Origin of the sequence: Novosphingobium sediminis (assembly GCF_007991615.1) — a bacterium.
GTDB lineage: Bacteria > Pseudomonadota > Alphaproteobacteria > Sphingomonadales > Sphingomonadaceae > Novosphingobium > Novosphingobium sediminis.
Genome location: NZ_BJYR01000031.1, coordinates 19072 through 44761, shown reverse-complemented (window position 1 = coordinate 44761; position 25690 = coordinate 19072). Strand labels below are relative to the sequence as shown.

The window sequence follows — 25690 nt, the reverse complement described above, 5'->3', positions numbered from 1 at the left end:
AAAACCGAGGAACTGACTGGAGCGAACCGAACTCGCGCAGAGATCCTCAACGATCTCCAGCAATCGCTCAAGGACAAAGGACTGCAAGTCGAGATCGACACGAAGACAGGTGTGCTGCGGTTGCCTGACGACGTGCTGTTCGACAAAGGACAATGGGATCTGACCGAAAGAGGACAAATAGCCATAAGTAAGGTCGCAGGTGCAATGGTCGAGGTCTTGCCCTGCTATACCACATCCAATCTCTGCAAGGGGGAACGCTCGCCGCACTTGATAGATGCTGTCTTCGTAGAGGGTCACACGGATTCCGACGCGATGTCCGGCGGCATGAACAATTATGGGCTTTCGGTGCGCAGAGCCGAAACCACTTTCACCATGCTGCAACGCAATCAACCGGCATTGCGTGGCTTCTTGAACAAGCCGGAGGGTGAGGACGGCTCGGCGCCTATTCTGAGTCTCAGCGGTTATGGCCCCGACCGTCCTGTCGATCGAGGAGACAGTGAAGAAGCCAAGAAGCGAAATCGCCGGATCGACTTGCGCTTCCTGATGACGACACCAAGCTCTGGGCTCGATCGCAACATACTGAGGCGGGAGAAATGAGCTCGCTGCGGTCCGCAATCGCGAGAATGGAGGCCCTGGCATCGGCAGGACTGGCGAAACCTCCTACGATACAGACCGAGTTGCAGCGGCAATTGGCTAAACTCGATGCAAGTGTCGGCGAAGCAGAGCCCGTCGTTGAGCTTAAGCCATTTCTGCGAGGAGCGGCCGATACGGGCGCAAATAGTTTGCCGCGGTTTCAGCTTAACCGGGTCCTGCGCGGTGCTTGGTGTGACTCGGAATTCGATGATCTGGGCGTGGCAGCGCTTGAACGCGCCGATGTCGATCATCGGCGCAGTTCCGACCAGGCTGTGATCGATGGCTACTTTACCTATTTCCCTACTGGCCGCTCGATTATGCCCAAGCTTGCAGAAGCGGCCTCCCGCGCTGCCGGGCGGCATGACTGGGCTTGGTGCGAGCGCGGCGCTCGATGGGACCTGTTCAAACCGCAAATCGGACCAACGAAAGTGGCGCGCGATTTTGTTGCGCGCGATGCGGATGGCATAGCCCTTCTAATGCGCGAGACGGGCCTTGGCTCAAACCTTTCAGCGAGCGGGTTTGGTCAGGCCACTTTTGCCGAAGCCTGCAAAGCCACCGCAGTGCTTCGCCCTTCCGAAGCAGTCGGCCCTCAGCGCAATATTCTCCGTATGTTTGATAAAGAGGCGCAGGCGGGACAGTTGGAGTTGGTTGTCCGCGCCCTACTCGAACCATGGATCGGGACCAAACCTGAACCCGAGCATAGAAAGGCAATTTCCGAGTTTCTGCTCATTCAGGTCGGTGACCCGCGCTTTCAGCTCAAATCGAACCGTTGGGAACAGATCAAGCGTTCGCTCGCCGCGTCGATTGGCGAAGAACGTGCGCGCGAGGTCACGCAGGTTTTCAAGCGTTGGCTTACTGAAGTTGCCATGCGCGAGTTCTTTCGCGCGATCGCAAAAACGACGGATCGACCGGATCAGTGGGCGCAACGTGAGAAATTCTGGATGGCATATCTCGACGAGGGCCTTGTGAGCGATGCCTGGCCTGCCCTCGGGATCCGGGCACGAAACACGATCGAAGACCTCATTCGTCAGAGCGGCGAACGACCGGAATATGGCATGATCCGGGGTGGGCCCGCCTCGTCCTCCTCAATTATCATGCAGATTGGCGATCTGCGTATCTCTGAGTGGAGCGACAACGGGTCCTGTCGCTTCTGGACCGACACCGACCCCGGAGCTCCAAAACTCTACGCGAAGATTTATGACGGCGGAAAGCTGCGTACCACTCAAGGGCGCTCGGATTTCGAATACGAGTCGCATGTCCCAGCAAGCCCGGGTTGGGAAGGAAAATTCGCCGGCATCATTCATCGGCGCACCTCAATCACGCATCCCCGTTTCGGGAGAGGCCGCGGGCGCAACTGGAACGACAGATGGTGACGACCAAATTCATTGCCACGCAGCATGAGAGCGGTGGCGAGACGATTGCGTTGTTGCTCGAGCAGCCGGGTGGGCTCTTTCGCCGCGCTTCAAGTGTAATGGTTCCGGTCGCGGATTGGACCAGAGTTGCACCCGAAGCGGGTCAAGCCGCTCTTGCGCTGGCTCGCGCACTCGATGCTGACGAACAGATTTGCGAGGAAGCGGAAGGAATGGTTATTCCTCCGCAGATCGTCGCACAACTTGATGAGGCTGACGCATTCGCTCTCGGCCTTCCGCCAGCCACTCCTTTGACCCTTCAGCTCAACTCGGGAGGTTCGCTCGCTGAAGGAACGATCAAAGTCGATACGAAATGGGTCCGCCGTGGTGGTCTGCCGGTTCGCGCCGACATTGCTGGAGCACGTCTGCGCGAGGGCGGGCGTGTCGGACGAATCCCCGAGCCGATCTTCTCGGTGTTTCAGTCCGCACTTGCGGTCAATGCGACTGATGATGCCGATCAGCGCCGCGCTGCCTTCGCCGAGCTTCGTTCCAAGCTCGGAGACAGCATCGGCACCGGTATCGAGGCCGACGGCTTTCTCGAGCGTGTCCGAATTGCCTATGCCGCAAATTTTTCACTCAACGCGAAAACCGACCATGGGCGTTTCGATTTCGACCCAGTCCTCTTCTCGAGAAACGCAGGCGAAAGCGCTGAAGGTGACCTGGTCAACGAAGAAGAAGCGTCGCTGTTAACTCCGCAGGAAAATCTGCACTTCCAACGCAGATTCCGGGGCCAGGACGGTGGGCGGCGAAGCTACCTGCTTTCAGACGGGACGCTCCTGTTCCTCGACCCGATGCTGGGCAAAGCCCTCGACATCGTCCGCGCGAAGCAGGTGGGCACCTCCCAGGAAAAGCGCGAATTTCTGCGTTCGCCACAACGTGTCTTGCGCGAAGAGCTCAAGCTGGACGCAGCAGGCGATGACGAGGCGGCTGATCGGCTCTTCATTGAGACCCAGCAATTTTCAGAGCGCGTCAGCGGGATCGAAGTCTGGCAAAAGCCCGTCCTTCCCTGGATCAAGCCCAAGCCGAATAGCTGGTTGCCCGAGGGGTTCGGATTACGGATCGGGGAACCTCCCGATGCTCGGCATGTCGAGTTGGCTCCAGGTGAAGCCGAGACGATTGCAAGCGAAGTCGAGACAGCGATTGACGCAGGCAAGGAAGCGATCGCCTGGCGTGACGAAAGCATACCCGCAACGCCTGCGACACTGCAGGCTGCGCGGGCAATTGCTGATCTCGAACGTGAGATTTCTCTTGAGGTCGAGGGACGCGCTTCGGATAGAACCGAGCGCGAGAGCGTCGAAATCTTCTTCCTTCAGGTCGGAGAGAATTTCGAGCAGCTGGACTATGCGCGGCTGCCTCGTCCCGACAAAGAAGTGCAGGATTTCAAAGCTCCCGGACTCCCCAAGGGCCTGAAGTCAGAGCCAAAGCCTCACCAGGTAGAGGCTTTTGCCTGGTTTGCCGAGGCCTGGGAACGCCGAATGCCAGGCGTCTTGCTCGCCGATGACATGGGGCTCGGAAAGACCTTCCAGGCACTCATATTCCTTCTCTGGTTGCGCAGCAGGTCGCCTCAACAGAAGCCCGTTTTGATCATCGCACCTACCGGTCTTCTGCGAAATTGGCAGACGGAGCTTTCGCAGCACATCGAAGCAGAGCTCTTGGGTCCTGTCGTCGAAGCCTTCGGTGATAACCTGCGCAATTTTCGTCTTGAAGCTGGGAGCGACATTCGCGGGGGAACCTCGCGCCTCGATGTGTCCGAATGGAATGACGCTGGGATCGTCCTGACGACCTACGAGACAATGCGCGATTACCACATGAGCTTCGCACGCATTCCATTCGCGGCAATCGTCTACGATGAAATTCAAAAACTCAAGAATCCTGCCAGCCAAATGACCCGCGCGGCAAAGGCACTGAACGGCACAATCCAGATCGCCATGACGGGCACACCGGTCGAGAACCGGTTGCAGGACCTGTGGTCGATTACCGATACCGTCTATCCAGGCTTCCTCGGCTCAAGCCGGGAATTCGAGAATAGTTTCCCGGCCAACGATCTTCAGTGCCTTGGCGAACTGCAGCACCGACTGATTGAGCGCGACAAGGAACTTCCGCCTTTCATGCTGCGTCGGATGAAGGACGAAATCCTGACCGGGCTGCCGGAGAAAAGGGCTCGCAAATATCCGGTCGAAATGCCGGCGGCTCAAGCGCAGGCCTACGACCTCGTGTTGGCCAGAGCGCGAGCGCTACGAGAGAGCGGCGAACAGGGTGCGATGCTCAAAGTGCTGCATATGCTGCGCGGCACATCGCTCCATCCGTCGCCGCCGCGCGGAATTTCGAACATCGACGACTACATCGGGCAATCTGCGCGGCTCAAGAAGACCTTCGAAATCCTGGAGGAGGTCAAGCAGCGCGGCGAAAAGGCTCTGCTATTCTGCGAAGATCTCGAGATGCAGGCCTTCCTCGCGATGGCAATTCAGGAGCGCTTTGCCCTTGAACGTCGCCCGATGTGCATCAGCGGGCAGGTTGCGGGCCATAAGCGTCAGGAAATGGTCACCACCTTCCAGAGCTCGCCGGCCTCGTTCGACGTTCTCATCCTGTCTCCCAAAGCTGGCGGCGTAGGCCTCACGATCACCGCCGCAAACAATGTGATCCATCTGTCCCGCTGGTGGAATCCGGCTGTCGAGGATCAAGCGACTGACAGGGCTTACCGGATCGGTCAGACGAGACCAGTGACCATCCACATCCCGATGGCTGTCCATCCGGATGTAGTGATCGGCCCTTCGAGTTTCGACCAGCGTCTCGACGCTCTGATGGAACGCAAGCGTTTGCTGAGCCGCGGCCTGCTCATGCCGCCGGAGAGCGATCGTGACGTGGAGGACCTGCTTTCCGACGTTCTTGACGGACGCCCTGCGGAAAGCCGGGATCAGAGCAGTTCGTTTGCCGCCGCCGCGCAAGCGGCAACGGACATTGACGACCTCCATCACAGCGCAAGCACTCGAGAGCCAGACGAGCCTGCGCCTCAAGTGGCGAACCCGGCGATCGAAGATCCGACTGGCGAGGAGGAAATTGCCCGTACTCTTGGATTCTCGAGCGAAAGCACACCCAGTGATCCGGGCCATGGCCCGAATTCTGCGAGCGCGGCCGAACCGGCTTTGGGCGGAACGTCGCGTTCACAATCCCAATCTGATCCTGAAGATGCTGCGCCTAATGGCGCCGAGCGCTCGAACCGGCGGCCCATTCTTTCAGTCCGCAGCCCCGTGGAAACAGCCGAAGCGCGCGTTCCTTTTGTTCAGCGAGTCGTGTTTGAACAATATGGACAACGCGACTGGACGATTTTCGAGCAGTACGTGCGCAACGCACGCATTGATCGGCTCGAAATCCAGGATCCTTATTGTTGCGCTGACGAACAAGCTCGGAGCCGCCTGATCAATTTCATCGGCCGCTTTGAACAGCTCGCATCGGAAATCGCTGCGGTGCAAATCGTGACTTTCGACGCCGATTCCGTGCAGACCCGTGACCCAGAGAGCACGCGTGACCAGCGGGAAGACCTAGAAAATCGCTGGAAGCGGATGCTGGCCTCCGTTCCCCTCCATCTGGCGCAGAAATCGCGGCGGTCGGTAGGTGACCTGCACGATCGCTTTGTCAGGGCTAGGCTTGAGAAAGGCGATACCGTCATCTGGGATCTTGGACGGGGTATCGACGGCGTCATGAATGCGCGCTGGTCTTGTGTTGTGAATGCCTTTTACGAAGGTTCGACTTCCGGTTCTCGGGCAATGAACTGATAAGCCTGACCGTCATCATTGATTACGAAGTAACATTCAGAGATGTTGCGGTAAGTGTGGGTGTTGTTTGGCATCCGAAAATGCGAAGGTGCCAGGGGTGAGCGCGGGAATGGACGGACGCGATTTCAAGTCTGAAATCGAAGCTGCGCGCTACGACTCAGCTCAATTGCGTAAGATTGCCGCAGACATTCACGCAAGCGGCGGTTCGCGTATTATGATGATCCGGGCGATCCAGCTGGCCAGGGCAGCAGATAGCGGACCACATCCTTTGGGTGCGACCTGCGGGGACCTTGGTCTACCGCGCCCAACTGGCGTCCCACTTTATCGCTACAAGCTCGGACCGGGAATTTTTCAGCGGATCGAAGCGAAGCTCTCTGCCAATCTCTCATCAGACTTGCTTCGGCCGTCACTTGCTCCAGCTTTCGTCATGTGGGCTGCAGACTGGTTCCGGCGCTCATACCAGGGCGGGATGCAACGATGGGCCGATATCGAAGCGGTTTTGGGGCTTCAGCTCTCACAGTCAGAATGGCGGGCACTCGCAGATCGCGGTTTCGATGCCTGGGGCGTTGAACCACTGATCACGGCGCACGGAAACCAGCGTCTCTCCAATCTCGCGCGTCAGGGCGGGTTCCCGGCCGCCGCAATGGCAAGTGGCGCAAGCTGGCCAAGAAAGTTTCTCGAACGGGCTGTTGGCGAGCTTTTGGGCGCTGATGTGCAGGACATTGGCTCCGCAGTCGCCATTTGCGAACGGAATGAATACCTGCTGCCGACGATCTGGCGCAGCCAGGAAATGTACGCGATCTGCGGCGAGCTGGCGCTCAAGATCGTCGAATTGCGTGCATTCGTTGCCAAGGAAGTGCCGGCCGATGGCCGTCCTTACTCGGCGCGGCTGGACCAGGCCTACGAGGATTGGCGCGATGAATTGCCAATGACCCTGGATGGGGCGGCGGCGGGTTTGATCGATACGCTGCTGGAAGCAAAAAAGCTCTCTAGCAGCGGCAGCATTCGCGTTGGCCGGATGATGTCTCGGCACGGCGAAGATTGGCGTGAGTGCCTCGACTTCCACCTCGATGGACGGTGGGACGACAAGGACCACGTGCTTTCACCCAGCGATCACATACGCGTGTTCCTCCAGCCTTCCGATGGATTGGCGGACCGAATTTCCGGCAGACTTGCCTATCTTGAGCACGAGGACGCGAACCGCTGGATCGCAAGACCGATGCGAAGTGAGGCGGCAATCGAGTTTCCATTCGACCTACCGGTTACGGCCGAATTTCACGCACGCGGAGACCGGCTTGCACGCGGTTTTATGCTGCCCGGCGGTAAGCCCGTGAGCGGCGGGCTGCGTGTCTTCGAACCGCGCGGCACAGATGCCCAGCGCACAACCTTTGCTCTCATCGGCCAAGGCTCCGGCGCTTACAAAGCGGAGCCTGTTTTTATCGATGTTCCCGAGGACTGGTCAGTTCGAGGAAAAGACGACAACGCCGAGATTGAGCCCGAAGATTTTGCCTTCTCTCCCGGGCGCAGTCTTTACCGGTGCGCGGGCTCAATCATAGCTCAGAAGAGCAACGGCGACAGTTTCCTTGTGCGAACCGGACAGAGTGCGGACCGCAAAGACCGCCTCTCGATCGTGGCCAATGCCATTGCCGGAGTACAGGCACCGGATGGCGAACAGCTGTTCAAGCACCCGCTCCATGCGCAGGTGTCAGATGGTCTTTCAAACCGGGTCGCATCTCGGGGAGAGGTACGCTGGCGGATTGCAGGCCAACGCAGCTGGTCGGAAGACCTGGCCGCTGCGGGACCTGGGTTGTGCGAATTCGCTTGGCTCGATGGTGCAACAGGTCATGTGCGCGATCGGCAGACTGCGTTCGTTCTGCCCGCTGACTTTGAGCTGACGCAGCGGAGCAACGGGACTCATTCGGAGATTGAGCTGAGCGGTTGGGACGGGGCAGCTGTACTTGGCGACGAAGCACCGAGTTCGAAGCACAGCTGGCGGATACGGATTGATCCTCCACGCCGGGCCGTGTTGACCTTACGCTTGGCCGCCGCGCAAACTCCTGCGTTCGATCTGAAGGTTCCGCTCCAATCGAAGGAATGGCTCACAACCTGGGACGGAGACCTCCTCCCGCGCGACGCAGTTCTTGGCCTGGCCGATCTTCGTGACACGGTGGCCCGCGTCCCCTCGACTTCGATCCTGATGGGGGAAGTTGCCCATAATGCTGACGCAGCATTGGACGCCAACTGGCGAATTGATGGGGAGCTTGGCCTGTCCGCATTGCGAACGGACATTGCAGCTCTCATGCGCCCCCTTGGCATCGACGCTCAGGTCAGGCTCGATTTCCACAACGGGAGCAATGATAACTGGTATGTAACGGAGTTTGGTAACAGCTTAGAGTGGGAGCCAAATGGAGGCTTGCGCCCAAAAACCGCTATAGTCGGTGAGGATGTGAGGGTGTGTGGACGCTCACTTGGGGCTCCCGAGAAAGAGCTCGAATTTGGCAGTTACGACGGCCTGCAAAGTGGCCTTGGTGGCCAACTTATTCACTTGCCGCGTCTCAAAGGTGATTGGCTCGTCTATCTTCGTGAGGGTTCGCGCGTCTTCACTAGACCCAAATTTGTCTCAGGTGATCCTGATCCCGAACTTCCGCAGCACCGGCTCGGCCGGGCCATGGCCCAGCCATTCCTTAAGGCGCAAGAGGACCTGCAGTCCCTCCTTACCGAAATAGCGCAAGATCCGACGACGGCAGAGGCCAGTCAGACGATCCAGGTCGTTATGAAACTGGCCTTGTCGCTCAACGGCCTTCCACCGCAGACATTCGAGATCTTCAGCAAATTGGTTCACGCCGGTGCACTGGCTCCCCTGCTACTGTACCGCTGTGAAGAGCTGCACCTGTCGACCATTCTCGAATTGTTCGACGGGCTTTGCTCGAGCTGGATCCTCTTGCCATACGGCGCATGGGATGCAGCTTTCCAGGCCCAAGGGCACTATCTCGTTACCCGGCTGGATGATCCCCAGTGGGCATTGACCAGACTCACTGAGCGCCAGAATGAAATTGCGGCACGTGCTCCCCAGCTGGCTCCTCTGATTTGCCGCGATTTTTCGCCGTCGACCTGGGAAGAAGTGCGCAGTCACTTCACCGACCACACGAGCGAGGGCATCAGCACAGATGCCGGTGGCTTCAATCCATTTCGCCCCGCTTTCCGCGAGCTACTCCCGAAGGAAAATTTTCTCGAATCCCTCATGCGCGTCTTCGACGCCCCGTTTGTCGCAGCCTTTGCTGCTATGGGGCGGATCACGCTCGACAAGGTACAGATTCTAACGGTGAAAGACGTCGAGCGACGTCATCCCACATACTTCGCCAAGGCCTATGGCTACGTGCTTACGGAGCTCAAGAATGACCGCTGATGATATGTCCCAGCCTACCCGTCTGTCGCCGATGGATGTCCATCGGCGCTTGCAGGCTGGCCTCGCAGAAGCGGTCGTGTCTCGTGCTGGCATCAGGCATGAGGGCCTGAATGCCTTTCTCCGGCAGAACCTCGCTGGCACGGATTCCTCCAAGGGTGCCTTGCTGTCGGAACAGCTCTTTCAGGCAGCACCCGGCTATGTTTCGTCAGGCAAGCGCCCTGACGAACTCACTTCACTACTTCATCCGCGCACGATCGACGCAATCACGAAAACGCCCGATGCGGAGTTGCGGTTCGATTATCCTGCCTACGCCCACCAGCTGAGGACCTGGGAACTGCTGCGCAATGCAGACCCGCAATCAGTGTTGGTCTCTAGTGGGACCGGTTCTGGCAAAACCGAGTGCTTCCTCGTTCCGCTGCTTGATGATCTGGTCCGCGCATCTGAAGCAGAAGGTCAGCTGACTGGTGTGCGAGCCCTCATGCTGTATCCGCTCAATGCCCTGATCGCGAGCCAGGAGAAGCGTCTGACGGCCTGGACCAGACCGCTCACCGGTGATGTCCGCTTCGCCCTCTACAACGGGCTGATGGGCACGGCGCGGAAATCAAACCGCGACAAGGCCGAGCACGATGTCCCGCATCAGGTTCTTTACCGCGAAACGCTCCGCGTGAACCCTCCACCCATTCTCGTCACGAACCAGACGATGCTGGAATACATGACGATCCGGCGTGAGGACCGTAAGATACTCGATGCGTCCAGGGGCAAGCTGCGCTGGATCGTGATCGACGAAGCACATAGCTACATCGGTTCAGCCGCTGCGGAGCTGTCGTTGCTGCTTCGGCGCGTCATGAATGCGTTCGATGTGACGCCCGATCAGGTTCGATTTGTAGCGACCTCGGCCACCATAGGTTCGGCAGATGACGCGGAGGCAGTCGCTTCACTGCAGCGCTTCCTCTCCGATATCGCTGGCGTCCCGCTTGAGCGCACGCATGTCGTAATCGGCAAGCCGCAACCTGTGGATCTTTCGAAGGTCCTGACTGCATCCGACGATCCGGCGGCCCGCGTGGTGGCCGAGATGCTCGAAAAGAAGCCGCAGACCATTTCATCTCTGTCATCTGTGACGACGTCTGCAGACAAGATCCTGCTCGACCTGTCTGCGCACAATGCCAAAGAGGTGAGACCGGTCCTGCCGATGCGCGCGCACAGTTTTACACGCGCCATTCCTGGCCTGTGGACCTGCATTAATCCGGGCTGCACCGGGGGCACACGGCCGGACGGCTGGCCATTCGGCCCAGTCCTGTTTGAACAGAAAGACAGTTGCCCACACTGCCAGTCGCTGGTGTTCGAGATTCAGAGCTGCCCGGATTGTGGCGAGCCGTTCCTGCCTGCGGACGATTTGGGGGACAGGGTCTTGCCGCGGCGCAGCGATCAGGACACCGATGAGTTTCGCGAAAATAGTTACCGCGATCGGGACCATGATGAAGACGACGAGGAAGAGCGGCAACCGGACGGCATCGGGCATCCACGCCTGATCGCTATCAACGCGCAACCCCAGTCGACGCCTGTTGGATTTGACGTCATCAGCGGCGAATTGACCGACGACACGAGCCAATTCTCGCTGACGCAGTTGAACGAGGGGCGTTGCCCGGCCTGCCTCAGCAACAAGCGCCATGGACGGCCCGCGATGCTGTCTTTCCGTTTCGGCACGCCGTTCCTGACCCAAAATGCGGCGCCGATACTCCTGGAAGGCGTTTCACCGCACAAGGCAGAGCATGCCTTGCCTTTTGATGGCCGCCAGTTGATCAGCTTCTCCGACAGCCGACAGGGCACGGCCCGGTTTGCCGCCAATATCGAGACCAACGGTGAGCGCGGATTTGTTCGCGGTTTCATCTACCATGCGGTGCAGAAGGCGGCTCAAGGAAGCGACTTGCCCGAGGTGAAACGGCAGGAGCTAATCCAGAAGCGCGCCAAGCTCGCGAGCCTGGTCGATGAAATGCCATCGTTCAAAGACGACATCGCAAAGATCGATGCCGAGCTCAACGGTGGGGGCGCAGCCGGCATTGCGTGGAAGGACCTGATATCGGCTCTGGCCTCCGAGCCGACCATCAGCATGATGGCCAAAGTCTGGGACCTGGATCGCAGCGAGCGCTATCATGACAATCGTGAAGCGCTTGCCCGCTTCATGCTACTCCGTGAACTTGCTCGCCGGCCACGCAACGCCAATGCTATGGAAACGCTGGGACTTGCACGCTTGCGCTTCCCGGACATCGAGCGGATCGGCAAGGAAAAGCTGCCCGAGGCTGTTGCGGCAAAAAGTTACTCAATCGAGGACTGGCGCGATTTCCTCTACTTCATGGTCGACTATCTCCGAAGCTATTTTGCGTTGGACGTAGATGACGGCGACGCCCGTTGGATGCCCGGGCGGGCGCGTCCCCGGAATGTCATCGGACCTGATCAACCTCCCGGTTCCAAGAGGGATATCCTCTGGCCATCGGTTAACACGAAAGGTGGGCAACCGGCGGCTGTCCTCCTCCTTGCTACCGCTTTGAGGTTGGATATCTCGGAGCCGCGCGATCGCCACGAGATCAATCAACTCCTTCGCACAGCATGGGAACACATGGCGCCGCTTCTCTCCGGTGTCGGCGGCACATTCAGTCTGCGCCTCGAGAAAACCGCAGAGATCGAAGCCGTGACCAAAGCCTGGCAATGCCCGCTCACACGGCGGGTGTTGCCCCGGCTCGTGTTCGGCCGTTCGCCAAACCTAGTCACGACTGGGACTGGAAGGTTCGACGGCAAGGTGGTCGCGGAAGTCGAATTCCCGAAGCTACCCTACACCCGCCCACTCAATTCCGAAGCAAAGCAAAGGCTAGCCGACTGGCTCGCAGACAACGAGTTGGTGAGCTCTCTTCGCAGCCAGCGTCTATGGACCGATATTCACGACCAAGCGGCAAGAGCGACACCCTATCTGCGCGCGGAAGAACATAGCGCGCAGCAGCCGCCGCACCGGCTGCGGGATTTCGAGGAGCAGTTCAAGCAAGGCGACATCAACCTCCTTGCCTGCTCGACGACGATGGAAATGGGCGTCGATATTGGCTCGATTGAGGCGGTCCTGATGACCAATGTTCCGCCCTCGATTGCCAACTACAACCAACGCGCGGGACGAGCGGGTCGACGGGGCCAAGGGTTTTCGACGAGCCTGACAATTGCCCGCAACACCCCGCTCGATCAGGAAACCTTCGCCGATCCTGCCAGCTACCTCGGACGCAAGCTCGCTTCTCCCCGCGTGTCTCTGGATTCCGACCGTATCGCCCAGCGCCACGCGAACGCCTATCTGCTCGCCCAATGGTTCCGGGAGGTGGACGGTGAGTTCGCGCGGACCAAGACGGGCGATTTCTTCGGCTCCAGGGCTGATCTTCGTCCCTTCGAAGGGCTGCCGCCCGTAGGGGCCTTCTGTGAATGGCTCCGACTGCCGGCTACCGCAGCGACGACGGACGCTGGCCTTGGACGCTTGCTGAAGGGCACGGGGCTCGAATTCGACACTGAGATTCGAGAGCATACGGCCGTGATGTTCGAACAGGAAACTGCAAACTTCCAACGGACCTGGCAGCGCCTGAAGGACGATGCCGATGCGCTTGATGGGCCAGCAAAGAAGGCAATCGAGTTCCAGGCTCGGCGCTTGTGCAAGGAGTTCCTGCTCAAAGAGCTGGCCAACCGCTCCCTGATCCCGGGAAGCGGGTTCCCTACAGCCGTTGTCCCGTTCGATACCCTGTGTGCAGAAACTCAGAAAGCGCAGGAGCGTCTTCGCTCCGACGAGGAGGGAACCCGGGATCGGCGCTATGAGTGCCCGACCCGCAATGCTGACATTGCCATTCGAGAATATGCTCCGGGGGCTGAGGTTGTGGTCGATGGACTCGTCTGGAAGTCGGCCGGCGTAACTCTCAATTGGTTGAGCCCGATTGATAGCGGGCAGCGCGAGCCACAGAACTTGCGCTGGGCCTGGTGGTGCGACCAATGCGGTGGGGCGGGTTCCGATCACCAGATGGCCGAGCGTTGCAACCATTGCGGCGATCCGCACGTCAAGACGGAGCAATTCCTCGAGCCGGCCGGCTTCAGGGTCGACTGGAACGCGCAGCCCCATGCCGACACCGATCAGGCTGTCTACATCGAACCAAAGTCACCAAAGGTCAGCGTGGGAGACGCCTTGTGGCAACCCTTGCTGCAACCGGCCAGCGGTCGCATCCGTGCTTCGCACGATGGCTACATCTACCACCATTCGCGCGGGCCCAACGACAAGGGTTACGAGATTTGCCTCGAGTGCGGACGAGCCGGGGAAGCCGGCACTGACGCGCTTAAGGATCACTGGCCGCTTACGCCACGCGACAAGAAGGCGATTGATCGTTGTTCGGGGAACGATCAAGGGTACGCGATCACGCGTGCCCTGGCATTGGGGCACGAGGTTCTGACCGACGTGGTCGAAGTCCAGTTGCCGGGGCTCGAAAGCGACGGCGCAGCCTGGGCACTCGGCGCTGCTCTGCGTGAAAGTCTCGCCCGCTGGCTTGGCATCGAGCCACGCGAGCTGGGAATTTCAGTTGCGGCAAGGGATGGCCAGTTGGGCCGCAAGACGCCTTCGGTTCACCTGTTTGACGAAGCCTCTGGCGGCGCCGGGTATGCGCCGAGGTTGCTCGACGACATCTATCATGTGTTTGAACGGGCCTCTCATGTTCTCGACTGCCCCAAGGGATGCGAAATGGGGTGCTCGGCCTGTGTGCTGGCGCCAGATCTCTACAAACAGCAAGGGCGCCTGGACCGCAACGCGGCGTTGATCGCTGTCCGTGCCTTCCTTGAGACGAATGCCGAGTTGCCTGAGGAGGACCGGGCCGTTGCGGATGCGAAGGCTGTCAACGATGCAGCAAACACAATTCTGCTGCGCGCCCGTAGCGGGGATAGCGTAACTGTATTCCTGCCCGATGCATTCGACCTTGCCGAACTATCCTCGATCAAGATGCGCTCGTTTTTCTCGTCTGCCTCCGCCCGCGGCGTCCCGGTGACGCTGGTTCTGTCCCGCAAATCGTCCGATAGCTTGGCTGAGGTGGAGCGCCGGTTCTTGCGCGACACGGCAGTACGCAACGACTTCCGGCTTGCACTGGGCGAAGCTGCAGGAGGCCGTTTCGGAAACCATCGTATCGCTGAATTGGTCTCTCAGGACAGCACCAAGGGTTTCTTTTCACGCGACGAGAATGCGGCGCAACCCGGCGAGCGATGGGGCGTTGGTGAAACCCATGCTGTCGTTTCCGGTAGCGTTAATCCGCCAACGCCCTTCACTTTGATCGCTGCCGACGACCTCGAGCGCCAAGTCGCTCCCGGGGACAAAGTGGAGGTCATGCTTAGCTTTGGCCAATGCCCGGTTGGACAGTTTGGCAAGCGCTTCGGCGCAAAACTGAAGCAGCAAATGGAAGCCGCAGGCATCTGGCATCCGGGCAAGCTGATCAGGATTTCCTACTCAGACCGCTACCTCAATGCGCCGCTGCCCATGCTTCTGTTCCTAAGGACCTGCGAGACTCTTGCCGCAGAACTCAAGGCCGGTGACACAGTCGAAGTCGATGTGGTTGTACAGCCGTTGAAGAAAGACCGTGTGCCGTATCGGATCTTCAACGACTGGGATCATGAGGGCGACCGGGAGGACGTGGCGCAGTTTCTGGGTGAAAAGCTTGGTCTCGATGTCGCCCTCGAGGTGACCGAAAGCGCCATTCACGGGCGGAAGCTCGAGTTGGAGTATGCGGACGGGCGCAAGGCTCTCGTCCTGCTTGATCAAGGTTTTGGGTACTGGCGTATCGTTGGCAACCCGCCGAGGCACGACTTCCGCGCAGCACCAGCAGCACAAGCGAGTGATCTCTATAGGTCAAACGCGGCAGTGTCGGGGACCGGTGAAAGCTACTTCGCGGTTACCAAACAATGATCTCGCGTTGCCCTCGCAAGGCTTGCGAGGAAGGCGTCACCAGGCAGTGATCTCAAGGCACTTCCCTTTTTGGCTATTTTGGCCAAAAGTAGCCGTTCGGGCTTGGGGTTGTTGAACAATGCAAATACTAGCTGCCAAGGATGCGAAGTATAACTTTGGGAGACTGATCGACATCGCGCGCGCGGAGCCGGTTACAGTCGAAAAGCACGGACGGGCGGTCGTGGTGGTGTTGTCAGTTGAAGAATACGAACGCCTGAAGGCGATTGAAGCGGGGCAGAATGGTTGATCAAGTAGGCAAAGACAGGTTTCTGGAAGCGTTGACGCAGCTAGGCGGATCTGCCGGCAATGTGCGTCTGCGCGAAACCCTTCAGTGGGAGGAGGAAGCCTATGCTGCCGTAAAGAATGCGCTGGTTGAGTCCGGCGCAATCCTAACCGGCCGTGGCCGTGGTGGCTCCGTCCTGCTGGCATCCGGTGGGACCAGTGAAGTTCAGGAACGCCAAGCCTCCGCGCCCAAACCGGCAAAGGCAAAGGCTGCCAAGGCAAACGGCAACACCGGCGGTGATCTTGGCTTCGAGGCGGACCTGTTCAAGGCTGCAGACAAGCTGCGCGGCAATCTCGAGCCTTCGGAATACAAGCATGTCGCGCTTGGGCTGATCTTTCTCAAGTACATCTCCGAAGCGTTCGAGGCACAGCATGCCCGGCTGGAAGCTGAAGATTATGCCGATCCGGAGGACCCGGAGGAGTATCTCGCTGCTAATGTGTTCTGGGTGCCGCCCGAAGCCCGCTGGGCGCACCTTCAGGCCAATGCCAAGCGGCCGGAAATCACTTTCGTTGATGTCACCACCGGGCGCGTGAAGAAGGGCGATATCGGGGGCCTGATCGACAATGCGATGGAGGCGATTGAGCAGGCCAACATCAAGGTCCTGAAAGACGTTCTGCCCAAGAACTATTCGCGCCCCCAGCTCGACAAGACCATGCTGGGCGAACTGATCGACCTGTTCTCCAAGGTCGACATGCGTGGCGATCATGGGCAAGCGCGTGACCGGCTGGGCCGGGCCTATGAGTATTTCATTTCGCAATTTGCTGGCGCGGAAGGCCGGCGCGGCGGCGAATTCTATACGCCGCGTTCGGTCGTGCAGACCATTGTAGAGATGCTCGAGCCGACCCAAGGCCGCGTTTACGACCCGTGCTGCGGATCAGGCGGCATGTTCGTGCAGTCGGAACGCTTCATCGAGAGCCATCAAGGCCGCCGGTCTGACATCGCCATTTATGGGCAGGAGCGCAACCACACAACCTGGCGTCTTTGCCGCATGAACCTGGCGGTGCGCGGGATTGATGCCGACATCCGCTGGAACAACGAAGGCAGCTTCTTACGCGATGAGTTCGCCCAGACGAAGTTCGACTTCATCATGGCCAACCCGCCATTCAACATTTCCGACTGGTGGCAGCCGCAGCTGGAAGGTGACGCGCGCTGGACCCACGGAACGCCGCCGCAGGGCAATGCCAACTTTGCCTGGCTCCAGCATATCGTCCATCATCTTGCGCCGCGCGGAACGGCGGGCGTAGTGCTGGCCAATGGCTCGATGTCCTCGCAGCAGTCCGGCGAAGGTGAGATCCGCAAGGCCCTGATCGAGGCGGACCACGTCGACTGCATGGTCGCCCTGCCTGGCCAGCTGTTTTATTCCACCCAGATCCCGGCCTGCCTATGGTTTCTGGCGCGAGATAAGAGCGCCAATGACCTGCGCGACCGCCGTGGTGAAATCCTGTTCATCGATGCCCGTAAGCTGGGCCATTTGGTGGACCGTACCCGGCGGGAGTTCTCCGACGAGGACATTTCTCTGATTGCAGACACCTATCACCGTTGGCGTAGCAAGCCGAAAGCGGGGCTTGGCGAGTATCTGGACACTCCCGGCTTCTGCGCATCGGCAACCTTAGAGGATGTGCGAAAAAAGGGTCACGTGCTGACACCTGGTCGCTATGTGGGGACTGAAGATCAGGAGGATGACGGCATCCTGTTCGCCGATCGCATTGCGCAGTTACGCGAAAAGCTTGCGACGCAGTTTGAAGAGTCCACCAAAATGCAGCAGCGCATCGCCCAACTTCTGCTTGGTGACTTCGCGTGACAGAAACAGGCGAGAAGCGCAGGCGATTGGGCGGGCGCGAGGCGACCGCTGCGCAAATTCCGGGCGCATATGCGATCTCCGTTGGAGATACTGGCGCACCGCTGCCGCAGGGCTGGAAGCGTCATTTGCTATCTGACTTAGCCCGGATGGAAAGCGGCCATACGCCAAGTAGACGGCATCCGGAGTATTGGGGCGGAAGCATTCCTTGGATCGGTATCCGCGACGCAACCGGCAATCACGGACGCACAATTTACGAAACTAACGAAAACACCAATGAACTTGGCATCGCCAATTCAGCGTCTCGCGTTTTACCGAAAGACACTGTGTGCCTGTCGCGAACCGCGTCGGTGGGCTACGTAGTCGTTATGGGGCGAGATATGGCCACCAGTCAGGATTTTGCAAACTGGATTTGTGGGCCTGATCTTGACTATCGTTACCTCAAATATGCTTTGATCGCAGAAGGGAACGCTCTGCTCAATTTTGCGAGCGGGAGCGTTCATCAAACTATTTATTTTCCTGAGCTCAAGTCTTTTCATATTGCTGCGCCTGGAAGGCCAGAGCAGAGCGCGATTGCAGACACGCTTTCAGCCCTAGACGAAAAGATCGAACTCAACCGGCGGATGAATGAGACGCTAGAGGCGATGGCGCAGGCGATCTTCCGCGACTGGTTCGTCGATTTCGGGCCTGTCCGCCGGAAGATGGCAGGGGTTACAGACCCAGCAGCGATCATGGGCGGGCTATCGCCCGATCCCGTCACCGCGGCCAAATTGGCCAACTTGTTCCCCGATACTCTCGGTGAAGATGAATTGCCTGTTGGGTGGAGCGAGAAGCCGCTGGACCAGATCGCGGACTTTCTGAACGGGCTCGCACTGCAGAAGTTTCCCGCGCAGCCCGGTGAGCCCAGTCTGCCGGTGATCAAGATTGCCGAACTTCGCGGCGGAATCAGTGACAAGTCCAACCGAGCATCTCGTGATTTGCCGGAGCGCTATATCATCCGCGACGGCGACTTCCTGTTTTCCTGGTCAGGCAGCCTGATGGCGAAGGTGTGGACAGAGGGCGAAGGAGCGCTGAATCAGCACCTTTTCAAGGTAAGCTCTACCAAATACCCGCAGTGGTTTTATGCGCGATGGGTCCACCACCACATGCCAGAATTCCAGAGTATCGCGGCGTCAAAGGCGACAACCATGGGCCATATCCAGCGCGGTCATCTTTCATCTGCAACGACTGTCTGCCCTCCGGACAATCTGTTCGACGAGATGTCCAAGGTCATGGATCCGCTCTGGCAGCGGGCAATCCATAATGACCTCCAAAACCTCACCCTTGCGGAAACTCGCGACTACCTGCTTCCCCGCCTGATGTCAGGCGAAGTGCGCGTGGGCGATGCCGCGCTGGAGATTGCCGCATGACCGAACAGAGCATCGTTTCCCAGGACATGACGCTGAAGCGCCTGTTTCAGGACTTTTATCGCGTGCCCGATTATCAGCGCGAATATGTCTGGGGCGAAAGCGATCCCAAGGGGGATGGCGGCGATCAAGTCAACCAGTTCCTTGCCGACATCCATACCGAATATGAAGGGGCGACACAGCATTTCGCACCAGAATACTTCATCGGCACCATAGTGGTCTGTGCCGGGCAGGATCAGGTGTTTGAGCTGATCGACGGGCAGCAACGCACAACTACCTCGTATCTCACTCTGTGCGCCATCAGGGATGCCCTTCATGAGCTTGGTGGCAACTTGCCTGACGATCTTTCCAGCCAGATCGCGGCAAGTTCCACTGACTGGCAAGGCGTGACTACCCACCGCTTTCGGCTGGAAGTCCAGTATGATGATGCCGGAGGGGTTCTTGCCGAATATGCACAAGGCAATGCCGCGCAGACCGTTCGGGATGGCTCTCGGTCAATCCGCAATCTAGGCGGTGCCTATGACACAATCCGGGAGTTTCTGACGACCACGTTCGGAACTGATCGGGCTGCGCTGCTACGCTTCTATGGCTATCTCACCAATAAGGTGAAGGTGATCCGGATCGAGACGCCGACGATCACAAAGGCGCTGAAGATCTTCGAGACGATCAACGATCGCGGGGCCGGGCTTGATGCCATGGACCTGTTGAAAAACCTCTTGTTCATGAACGCCAAGGGTCATGAGTTTGCCGAGCTCAAGAGCGTCTGGAAATCGCTGACCGATGAAATCTATGCGGTCGGCGAAAAGCCGCTGCGGTTCCTGCGCTATTATCTCCTAGCCACATTCGATCTTGATAATCGTCTGCGTGAAGACGCGATCTATGACTGGTTCCAAAAGAACCCGGGCACGACAGGTCACACCACCGAGCCGCTAGCCTTCGCCAAACGCCTGCAGGCAGCAGCGAAGGCCTATGCTCACTTCGCAAAAGGCATGAACGCGGCGGGCAGCCCCGAGCCTGGGATCGAAAACACGCGACTGCTGGGCGGCCAATCGATCAAACAGCATTTCATGTTGCTATTGGCCGGCCGCCACCTTCCGGCTCCGCTGTTTTCGCGACTTGCTGCTGAAATCGAGAAGATCATGTTCGTCTGGCTGATTACGGGAACGCCGGGCAAGGATTATGAGCGAAAGCTTGTTGATGCGGCCCATAGGCTCCGGACCGTCAGCCAGGACAATTTCGATGGCTTTGTTGAGGACGTTTTCTCTAAGGAGCGCGCGGAACTAGCGCGCAGCTTCTTCCGCGCCCTCAAGGAGCTACGGGCAAATGATTTGAGGCAGTTCCGACTGCGTTACCTGATCGCCAAGATCACCCAATATGTCGATCTGCAGGCTTACGGTTCCAGCGATTCTCGCGACCGCCTGATGGACTACACCTCTGGTGGCAACGACATCGAGCACATCTTGGCCGATAATGCGGATGCCGAAGCCCAGCAGGAATTCGGTGATCGCGCGCAGGATCAGGAAGTGATCCAGAGCCTGGGCAACTTGCTGCTGATCGAGAAGTCGATCAATCGTTCCATCTCGAACACCCGGTACTCGGAAAAAATCAAGGGCTACGGGCAGTCCAAGTTCCTCCTGACCCGCTGCCAGGCTGACAAGCAGGCCCAGCTTGTTGGAGTGGCAGATCAGATCACTAAGACGGTGCAAGCGCTAGAATGCTGGCCCAACTGGACCGTGACGGACGTGGAAGCGCGTCAGCTTTTCCTTACCAAGCTTGCTTGCCGCGTCTGGGACGTCCCGGTGGTGGAAGAGGGCGTCCCTGCATGACCAGCTTCTCAGAGGATGTGGTCGAACAGGCCAGCATCGAGATCCTACAGGATCTGGGCTGGAACTATTTGCATGGCACAGTCATTGCACCAGACGGCGCGGCGGCCGAACGGCAGGCCTTTTCCGATGTCATCCTGCTGCCACGCCTGGAACGGGCCGTGGCCGCTCTTAACCCTACGCTGCCTGAAGCGGCGCGTTCGGAAGCGATCCGTCGGCTCCTGACGAGCGAAACAGGTTCGCTGGTCGAGGAAAACCGCCGCATCCACCGCCTGCTGACCGATGGTGTCCCTGTGGAGTACCGCAACGGCGACGGGCGGATCGTAGGCGACAAGGTCTGGCTACTCGATTTCGATAAGGTCGATGCCAACGACTGGCTGGCGGTCAACCAGTTCACTGTCGTGGAAGGCAGCCAAAACAGGCGGCCCGATGTGATCCTGTTCCTCAACGGTTTGCCGCTGGCGGTGCTCGAACTGAAAAACGCGGCGGCAGAGAACGCCACCATTGTTGACGCCTTTCATCAGTTGCAGACCTATCTTGTCCAGATCCCCAGCCTGTTCCGGACCAACGCCGTGCTAGTGACGTCTGACGGCATCGAGGCGCGGATCGGTTCACTGACGGCTGATCAGGAACGCTTCATGCCTTGGCGCACGGTGACCGGCGAAGACTTTGCTCATCGCGGCCAACCCGAACTAGAAACCCTGTTGCGCGGCGTATTTACCCGAGAAAACATTCTCGCCTTGATCCGCGATTTCATCGTGTTTGGCGATGCGGGCGCAGGTCCATTCAAGATCGTTGCTGGCTATCATCAGTTCCACGGCGCACGCAAAGCCATCCGCGAGGCCGTCGATGCGAGCGGCCCCGACGGCGACCGCAAGATCGGCGTCATCTGGCACACGCAAGGCTCGGGAAAGAGCTTCCTGATGGCGTTCTTTGCCGGTCTGGCGGTCAAGTCCCCCGAGCTTGAGAACCCTACGATCGTCGTCTTGACCGATCGAAACGATCTTGATGATCAACTCGCCTCTACCTTCAGCTTGTGCAAAGATCTGCTGCGTCAGAATCCTGAGCAGGCCGAGAGCCGCGAAGATCTGCAACGCCTGTTATCGCGCGCATCCGGCGGGGTAATCTTCACGACTGTGCAGAAGTTCTCGCCCGAGCGCGGCGACGAGAGCTTCCCGATGCTGACGGATCGCCGGAATGTGATCGTCATGGCGGACGAAGCCCATCGAAGCCAGTATGGCTTCGATGCCAAGCTGGACGCGAAAACTGGTGCCCGCCGGTATGGCTATGCCCATTACATCCGCCAAGCGATGCCCAATGCTTCGTTCATTGGTTTTACTGGAACGCCCATCGAAGCGGCCGACGTGAACACGCCGGCGATTTTTGGCCAGTACATCGACATCTACGACATCAGCCGAGCGGTCGAAGATGGCGCGACGGTGCCGATCTATTACGAAAGTCGGCTTGCCCGGATTGAACTGGATGAGGACGAGAAGCCGCTGATCGACGCTGAGATCGAGGCTCTGGTCGAGGACGATACCCTGACCGAGGCAGAGAAAGCTAAGGCCAAATGGTCAACCGTTGAGTCTCTGGTCGGCTCGAAAAAGCGTCTGAGACAGATCGCGGTCGACATGGTGACGCACCTTGAGGCGCGCACCGATGGCACCGAATACAAGGCCATGGCTGTCTGCATGAGCCGGCGGATATGCGTGGACCTTTACAACGAGATCGTGACGCTTCGTCCGGAATGGCACTCTGATGACGATGCGACCGGCGTGATCAAAATTGTTATGACCGGGGCAGCGTCGGATCCGCTCGACTGGCAACAGCACATCGGTAACAAGCGACGTCGCGACGGGCTGGCGAAGCGGGCCCGTGACCCGAAAGATCCTTTGCGGCTGGTATTGGTGCGCGACATGTGGCTGACCGGCTTCGACGCCCCCTGTATGAATACCATGTACATTGATAAGCCGATGCGCGGCCATGGCCTGATGCAGGCAATCGCGCGCGTGAACCGAGTGTTTCGTGACAAGCCCGGCGGCCTGATTGTCGATTACATCGGCATCGCCCAGAACCTGAAGAAGGCGCTGAGCGATTACACCGACTCCGATCAGGAAAAGACCGGCATCGATGAGGCGGAAGCGATCGCCCTCCTGCTGGAACGCTACGAGATCGTCAGTGGGATCTTCCACGGCTTCGACTATAAGCCCGGCATCCACGGCGCGCCGATGGAAAGGCTGACCTGCCTCGCCGGAGCCATCGACTGGGTTCTCAAATGGGCGGAGGCTGAAGCCGGAAAAGCGCAATCGCCGGAAGATAAGAAGAAGGCTCATCGGCGCTATCTTGATCTCGTGCTTGAGCTGACCAAGGCCTATGCATTGGCCTCGGCCAGTGACGAGGCCCGCGAGATCCGCGACGAGATCGGGTTCTTTCAGGCCGTCCGTGCCGCCATCGCCAAGAACACCGCCACAGGTAAGCTCAGCCAGGCGGACAAGACGCTGGCAGTCCAGCAGCTGATCGACCGTGCCGTTGCCTCGGCCGAGATCGTCGATATCCTGAAGGTGGCAGGGATCGATTCCCCGGACATCTCCATCCTATCCGAGGAATTCCTGCTCGAGATTCAGGGCATGGAGAAGAAGAACCTTGCCCTCGAGGCCCTGAAGAAACTGCTGGCTGGTGAAATCTCAAGCCGTACGCGCACAAATGTCGTCGAGAGCCGAGCTTTCTCCAGGCGGCTGGAAGATGCTGTAGCCCGCTATCATGCCGGTGCTCTGTCAGCGGTTGAAATGATCAACGAGCTGATCGCGCTCGCGAAAGACTTGAAGGCAGCCCAGCAACGCGGCGAAGACCAAGGCCTCACGCCAGAAGAGCTAGCATTCTACGATGCGCTGGCCGAGAACGAGAGCGCGGTCGAAGCCATGGGTAGCGAACAGCTCAGGCTGATCGCCCATGAGCTACTCGAACAGCTGCGTCAAAACGTGACTGTCGACTGGCACCATCGGGAAAGCGCTCGAGCAAGGATGCGCGTCTTGGTGAAGCGAATCTTAAAGCGGTTTGGTTATCCCCCTGATTTGGCCGATGAAGCTGTCCAGACGGTGCTAGCTCAGGCCGAGGTGCTCTTGCGGGATTTGAATTAGAGTCAGCGAGCGCTCGCGCTAGAACGACCGGAATCCTTGCGTTACTCGCCGGGCCATATCCGGTGCTAATCCAGCTCGGTCAGTGCACTCAGACCATTTGGATATTGCGATCTCAATCTCTCTTATAATCGCCTTTGTTTCAACGGTTTTCATATCCGCGAACTTCCCAAAGGCTAGGAGGTCGTCGAGGTCGAAACCATCGGTCTTGCCATTGAGTGACATCTGGTGCTGGCTCGTCCAGGCGCCATCGGGATTGTAGGCATAGACTACGTCGAAGGCCGGCGAGAGGCTCCATTGGCCGGTGCTGTCCATCAGGAACGCGATATTCTTGGTGTGGTCGTCCTGGTTGCGGATGAAGATGTTGAGGAAGGTGCGGCGGACTTGCTGCCTGATTGCGTCGCGGCCAAGTCCCAGCTTCCGGATCGTTTCGACCGCCTGTTCGTAGCTGTAGGCCCGGGCCAGATTGAAGTCGAAATGGCGCATGGCGCATAGCGACTGCATGTGCAGCTTCTTGCCATCCGCGGTCCGGTCGAAGCGCTGCGTCATGAAATGCGCGCGGCCGCCTTCTTCGTGCAAACGCGAGCGCGCCATATCGACGCCGGCCTCCTTGGCCAGCAGGTAGCACGCATATTCGAGCCGCCCGAACCCGAGTGGATCGGCCACTTCCTTGTCGGCGTTGCCCGAGACCCCATCGAACTTCATCAGCCAGTAGGTGTAGCCGGGATCCGCATCCAGTTGGCCGGAATGAAACTCGCCGGTTTTCTCGTTCCAGGCGAGTACCGCCTTTGCCCGCGCACCGCCGGCCGAGGTGCCAACGCGCAGGATTTCTTCAAGGGCCTTCTGGTCGTCCTGGCCTTCGAGGACACCGTTCAGTTCTTCGCGGGCCGCAATGACCCGGTTGGCGAGATCAACAAGCGGGGCAATGTCGACCTTGCCGCCTTTGTCGCGGTGGAGGCCCGCCGACGGCTCGAACTCGAGAGCGCCCATGCCACGCCTGCCGGTATAGCAAAGCCGTTCGACCGGGTTGAAGCTCTCCGGCGTTCTGCCTTGCTCGGCGAGCCAGCGATTGATTACGGCGTTGCCGAACTTGTCTGGCAGGCTGTCGGCCAGCATTCCGGGCAGCCCTTTGAACGTCTCGCTGGAGAGACTGGGAAAATCATAGACGCCGCTGCGCAGCGGCATGGTCAGCGGTGCGACCTCATAGTTGGTGGCGATAAAATCCGGGGTGTATTCGAAGACACCGAGCTGGCGGCTCTCATCCCAGAGGACCGCCCCGATCTGACGGCCCCACAGATTGACGACGGCGCGTGTCATGGCGCTTCGTCACCCCAGGTCCATTTGCTGGCCCTGCTGCTTCTGATTGCATGTCGCACGCGTTTACGGGGTTTGCCGGTTTCCGAGCGCGGATCGAGCGGGCTCACTTTGGCATCGGGCACGATCTCGAGCAGTCTTTCGCCAAGGCCGAGCGCTCGCATCACCCGCGCGAGACTATCGATCGTGCCGCCTTTGCCCGCTTCCATGCGGACCAGGGTGGAACGTCCGATCCCCGCCAGTTCGGCCAATTCGGCCTGTTTAAGATTGCGCGAAATGCGGTAAGTTTCGAGCTGCTGACCGAGGTCGGCAAGCAGGGCGATCAGTGGCCGCTCATTGGTTGGGTTATTAGGATCCATTTTCGAGACTTTAACCGCCGAATCACCGTTTGGGTATCGATTTTGACCCTTTACATTTAGATTGATTATGTGTCAATATCGAACCGCAATGCCGCAAATCTGCGTTTATGGCGCGAAATTGGGACATAAATTGATGTCAAAGAGGTGAGCTATGAATGACCAACCTGACGACCGTCCAGAAGGTCACGATTGGAAGGGTCTCAAGGAGATCGATCGGGCAATCGCGGAAAACCGCCTCACAGCCTACACGTGGAAGAAGACCTGGGCTGATCCCTGGGGGCGCGTCAAACTGATCACAATCTTCCTAGGTTTGGCTGCGTTTGCAATATTTGTGGTCATCAATGACCTCATCCTTTGATC

13 protein-coding genes are annotated in these 25690 nt (G+C 58.9%); 11 read left to right on the top strand and 2 right to left on the bottom strand.

Translation table 11 applies throughout. The annotated features are described in order from the left end of the window. From NSE01_RS19475 to NSE01_RS19430, 10 genes are all read left to right on the top strand, one after another. On the top strand, nucleotides 1-597 hold a 597-nt coding region (locus NSE01_RS19475; protein WP_147161266.1), incomplete at its 5' end, for an OmpA/MotB family protein. Beyond that, nucleotides 594-2006: an EH signature domain-containing protein gene (locus NSE01_RS19470; protein WP_174812067.1), complete on the top strand. Its 1413-nt coding sequence runs from the start codon at nucleotides 594-596 to the stop codon at nucleotides 2004-2006. The genes NSE01_RS19475 and NSE01_RS19470, both read left to right, overlap by 4 nt. Next, nucleotides 2000-5815, top strand: a complete 3816-nt coding sequence (locus tag NSE01_RS19465) for a DEAD/DEAH box helicase (protein WP_147161265.1) — start codon at nucleotides 2000-2002, stop codon at nucleotides 5813-5815. The genes NSE01_RS19470 and NSE01_RS19465 overlap by 7 nt, the downstream gene beginning before the upstream one ends. A gap of 109 nt (nucleotides 5816-5924) precedes the next feature. Beyond that, nucleotides 5925-9221, top strand: coding sequence for an STY4851/ECs_5259 family protein (locus NSE01_RS19460; RefSeq protein ID WP_147161264.1), 3297 nt, complete (start codon nucleotides 5925-5927; stop codon nucleotides 9219-9221). After that, the gene (locus NSE01_RS19455; RefSeq protein WP_170233912.1) at nucleotides 9211-15174 is read left to right on the top strand and encodes a DEAD/DEAH box helicase; all 5964 of its coding nucleotides are present in this window, start codon (nucleotides 9211-9213) and stop codon (nucleotides 15172-15174) included. The genes NSE01_RS19460 and NSE01_RS19455 overlap by 11 nt, the downstream gene beginning before the upstream one ends. 118 nt (nucleotides 15175-15292) lie before the next feature. Then, nucleotides 15293-15460 carry a type II toxin-antitoxin system Phd/YefM family antitoxin gene (locus NSE01_RS19450; protein WP_147161262.1) on the top strand — a complete coding sequence of 56 codons (168 nt, stop codon included), beginning with the start codon at nucleotides 15293-15295 and terminating at the stop codon, nucleotides 15458-15460. Further along, on the top strand, nucleotides 15453-17297 hold the full coding sequence (locus tag NSE01_RS19445) for a class I SAM-dependent DNA methyltransferase (RefSeq protein ID WP_147161261.1): 1845 nt from the start codon (nucleotides 15453-15455) through the stop codon (nucleotides 17295-17297). The genes NSE01_RS19450 and NSE01_RS19445 overlap by 8 nt, the downstream gene beginning before the upstream one ends. Continuing rightward, nucleotides 17294-18703, top strand: coding sequence for a restriction endonuclease subunit S (locus NSE01_RS19440; protein WP_147161260.1), 1410 nt, complete (start codon nucleotides 17294-17296; stop codon nucleotides 18701-18703). Before NSE01_RS19445 ends, NSE01_RS19440 begins: the two co-directional genes overlap by 4 nt. Beyond that, nucleotides 18700-20526: a DUF262 domain-containing protein gene (locus NSE01_RS19435; protein WP_147161259.1), complete on the top strand. Its 1827-nt coding sequence runs from the start codon at nucleotides 18700-18702 to the stop codon at nucleotides 20524-20526. The genes NSE01_RS19440 and NSE01_RS19435 overlap by 4 nt, the downstream gene beginning before the upstream one ends. Then, nucleotides 20523-23660, top strand: a complete 3138-nt coding sequence (locus tag NSE01_RS19430; RefSeq protein WP_147161258.1) for a type I restriction endonuclease subunit R — start codon at nucleotides 20523-20525, stop codon at nucleotides 23658-23660. The genes NSE01_RS19435 and NSE01_RS19430 overlap by 4 nt, the downstream gene beginning before the upstream one ends. 18 nt (nucleotides 23661-23678) lie before the next feature. On the opposite strand, the gene NSE01_RS19425 is transcribed toward NSE01_RS19430, so the two are convergent. Both NSE01_RS19425 and NSE01_RS19420 read right to left on the bottom strand, forming a co-directional pair. After that, nucleotides 23679-24974, bottom strand: coding sequence for a type II toxin-antitoxin system HipA family toxin (locus NSE01_RS19425; protein WP_147161257.1), 1296 nt, complete (start codon nucleotides 24972-24974; stop codon nucleotides 23679-23681). Continuing rightward, nucleotides 24971-25330: a helix-turn-helix domain-containing protein gene (locus NSE01_RS19420; RefSeq protein ID WP_147161256.1), complete on the bottom strand. Its 360-nt coding sequence runs from the start codon at nucleotides 25328-25330 to the stop codon at nucleotides 24971-24973. Before NSE01_RS19420 ends, NSE01_RS19425 begins: the two co-directional genes overlap by 4 nt. Before the next feature lie 151 nt (nucleotides 25331-25481). Here NSE01_RS19420 and NSE01_RS19415 point away from each other — a divergent pair, with 151 nt between their 5' ends. Beyond that, the gene (locus tag NSE01_RS19415) at nucleotides 25482-25688 is read left to right on the top strand and encodes a hypothetical protein (RefSeq protein WP_147161255.1); all 207 of its coding nucleotides are present in this window, start codon (nucleotides 25482-25484) and stop codon (nucleotides 25686-25688) included. The last annotated feature ends 2 nt before the right edge of the window (nucleotides 25689-25690 follow it).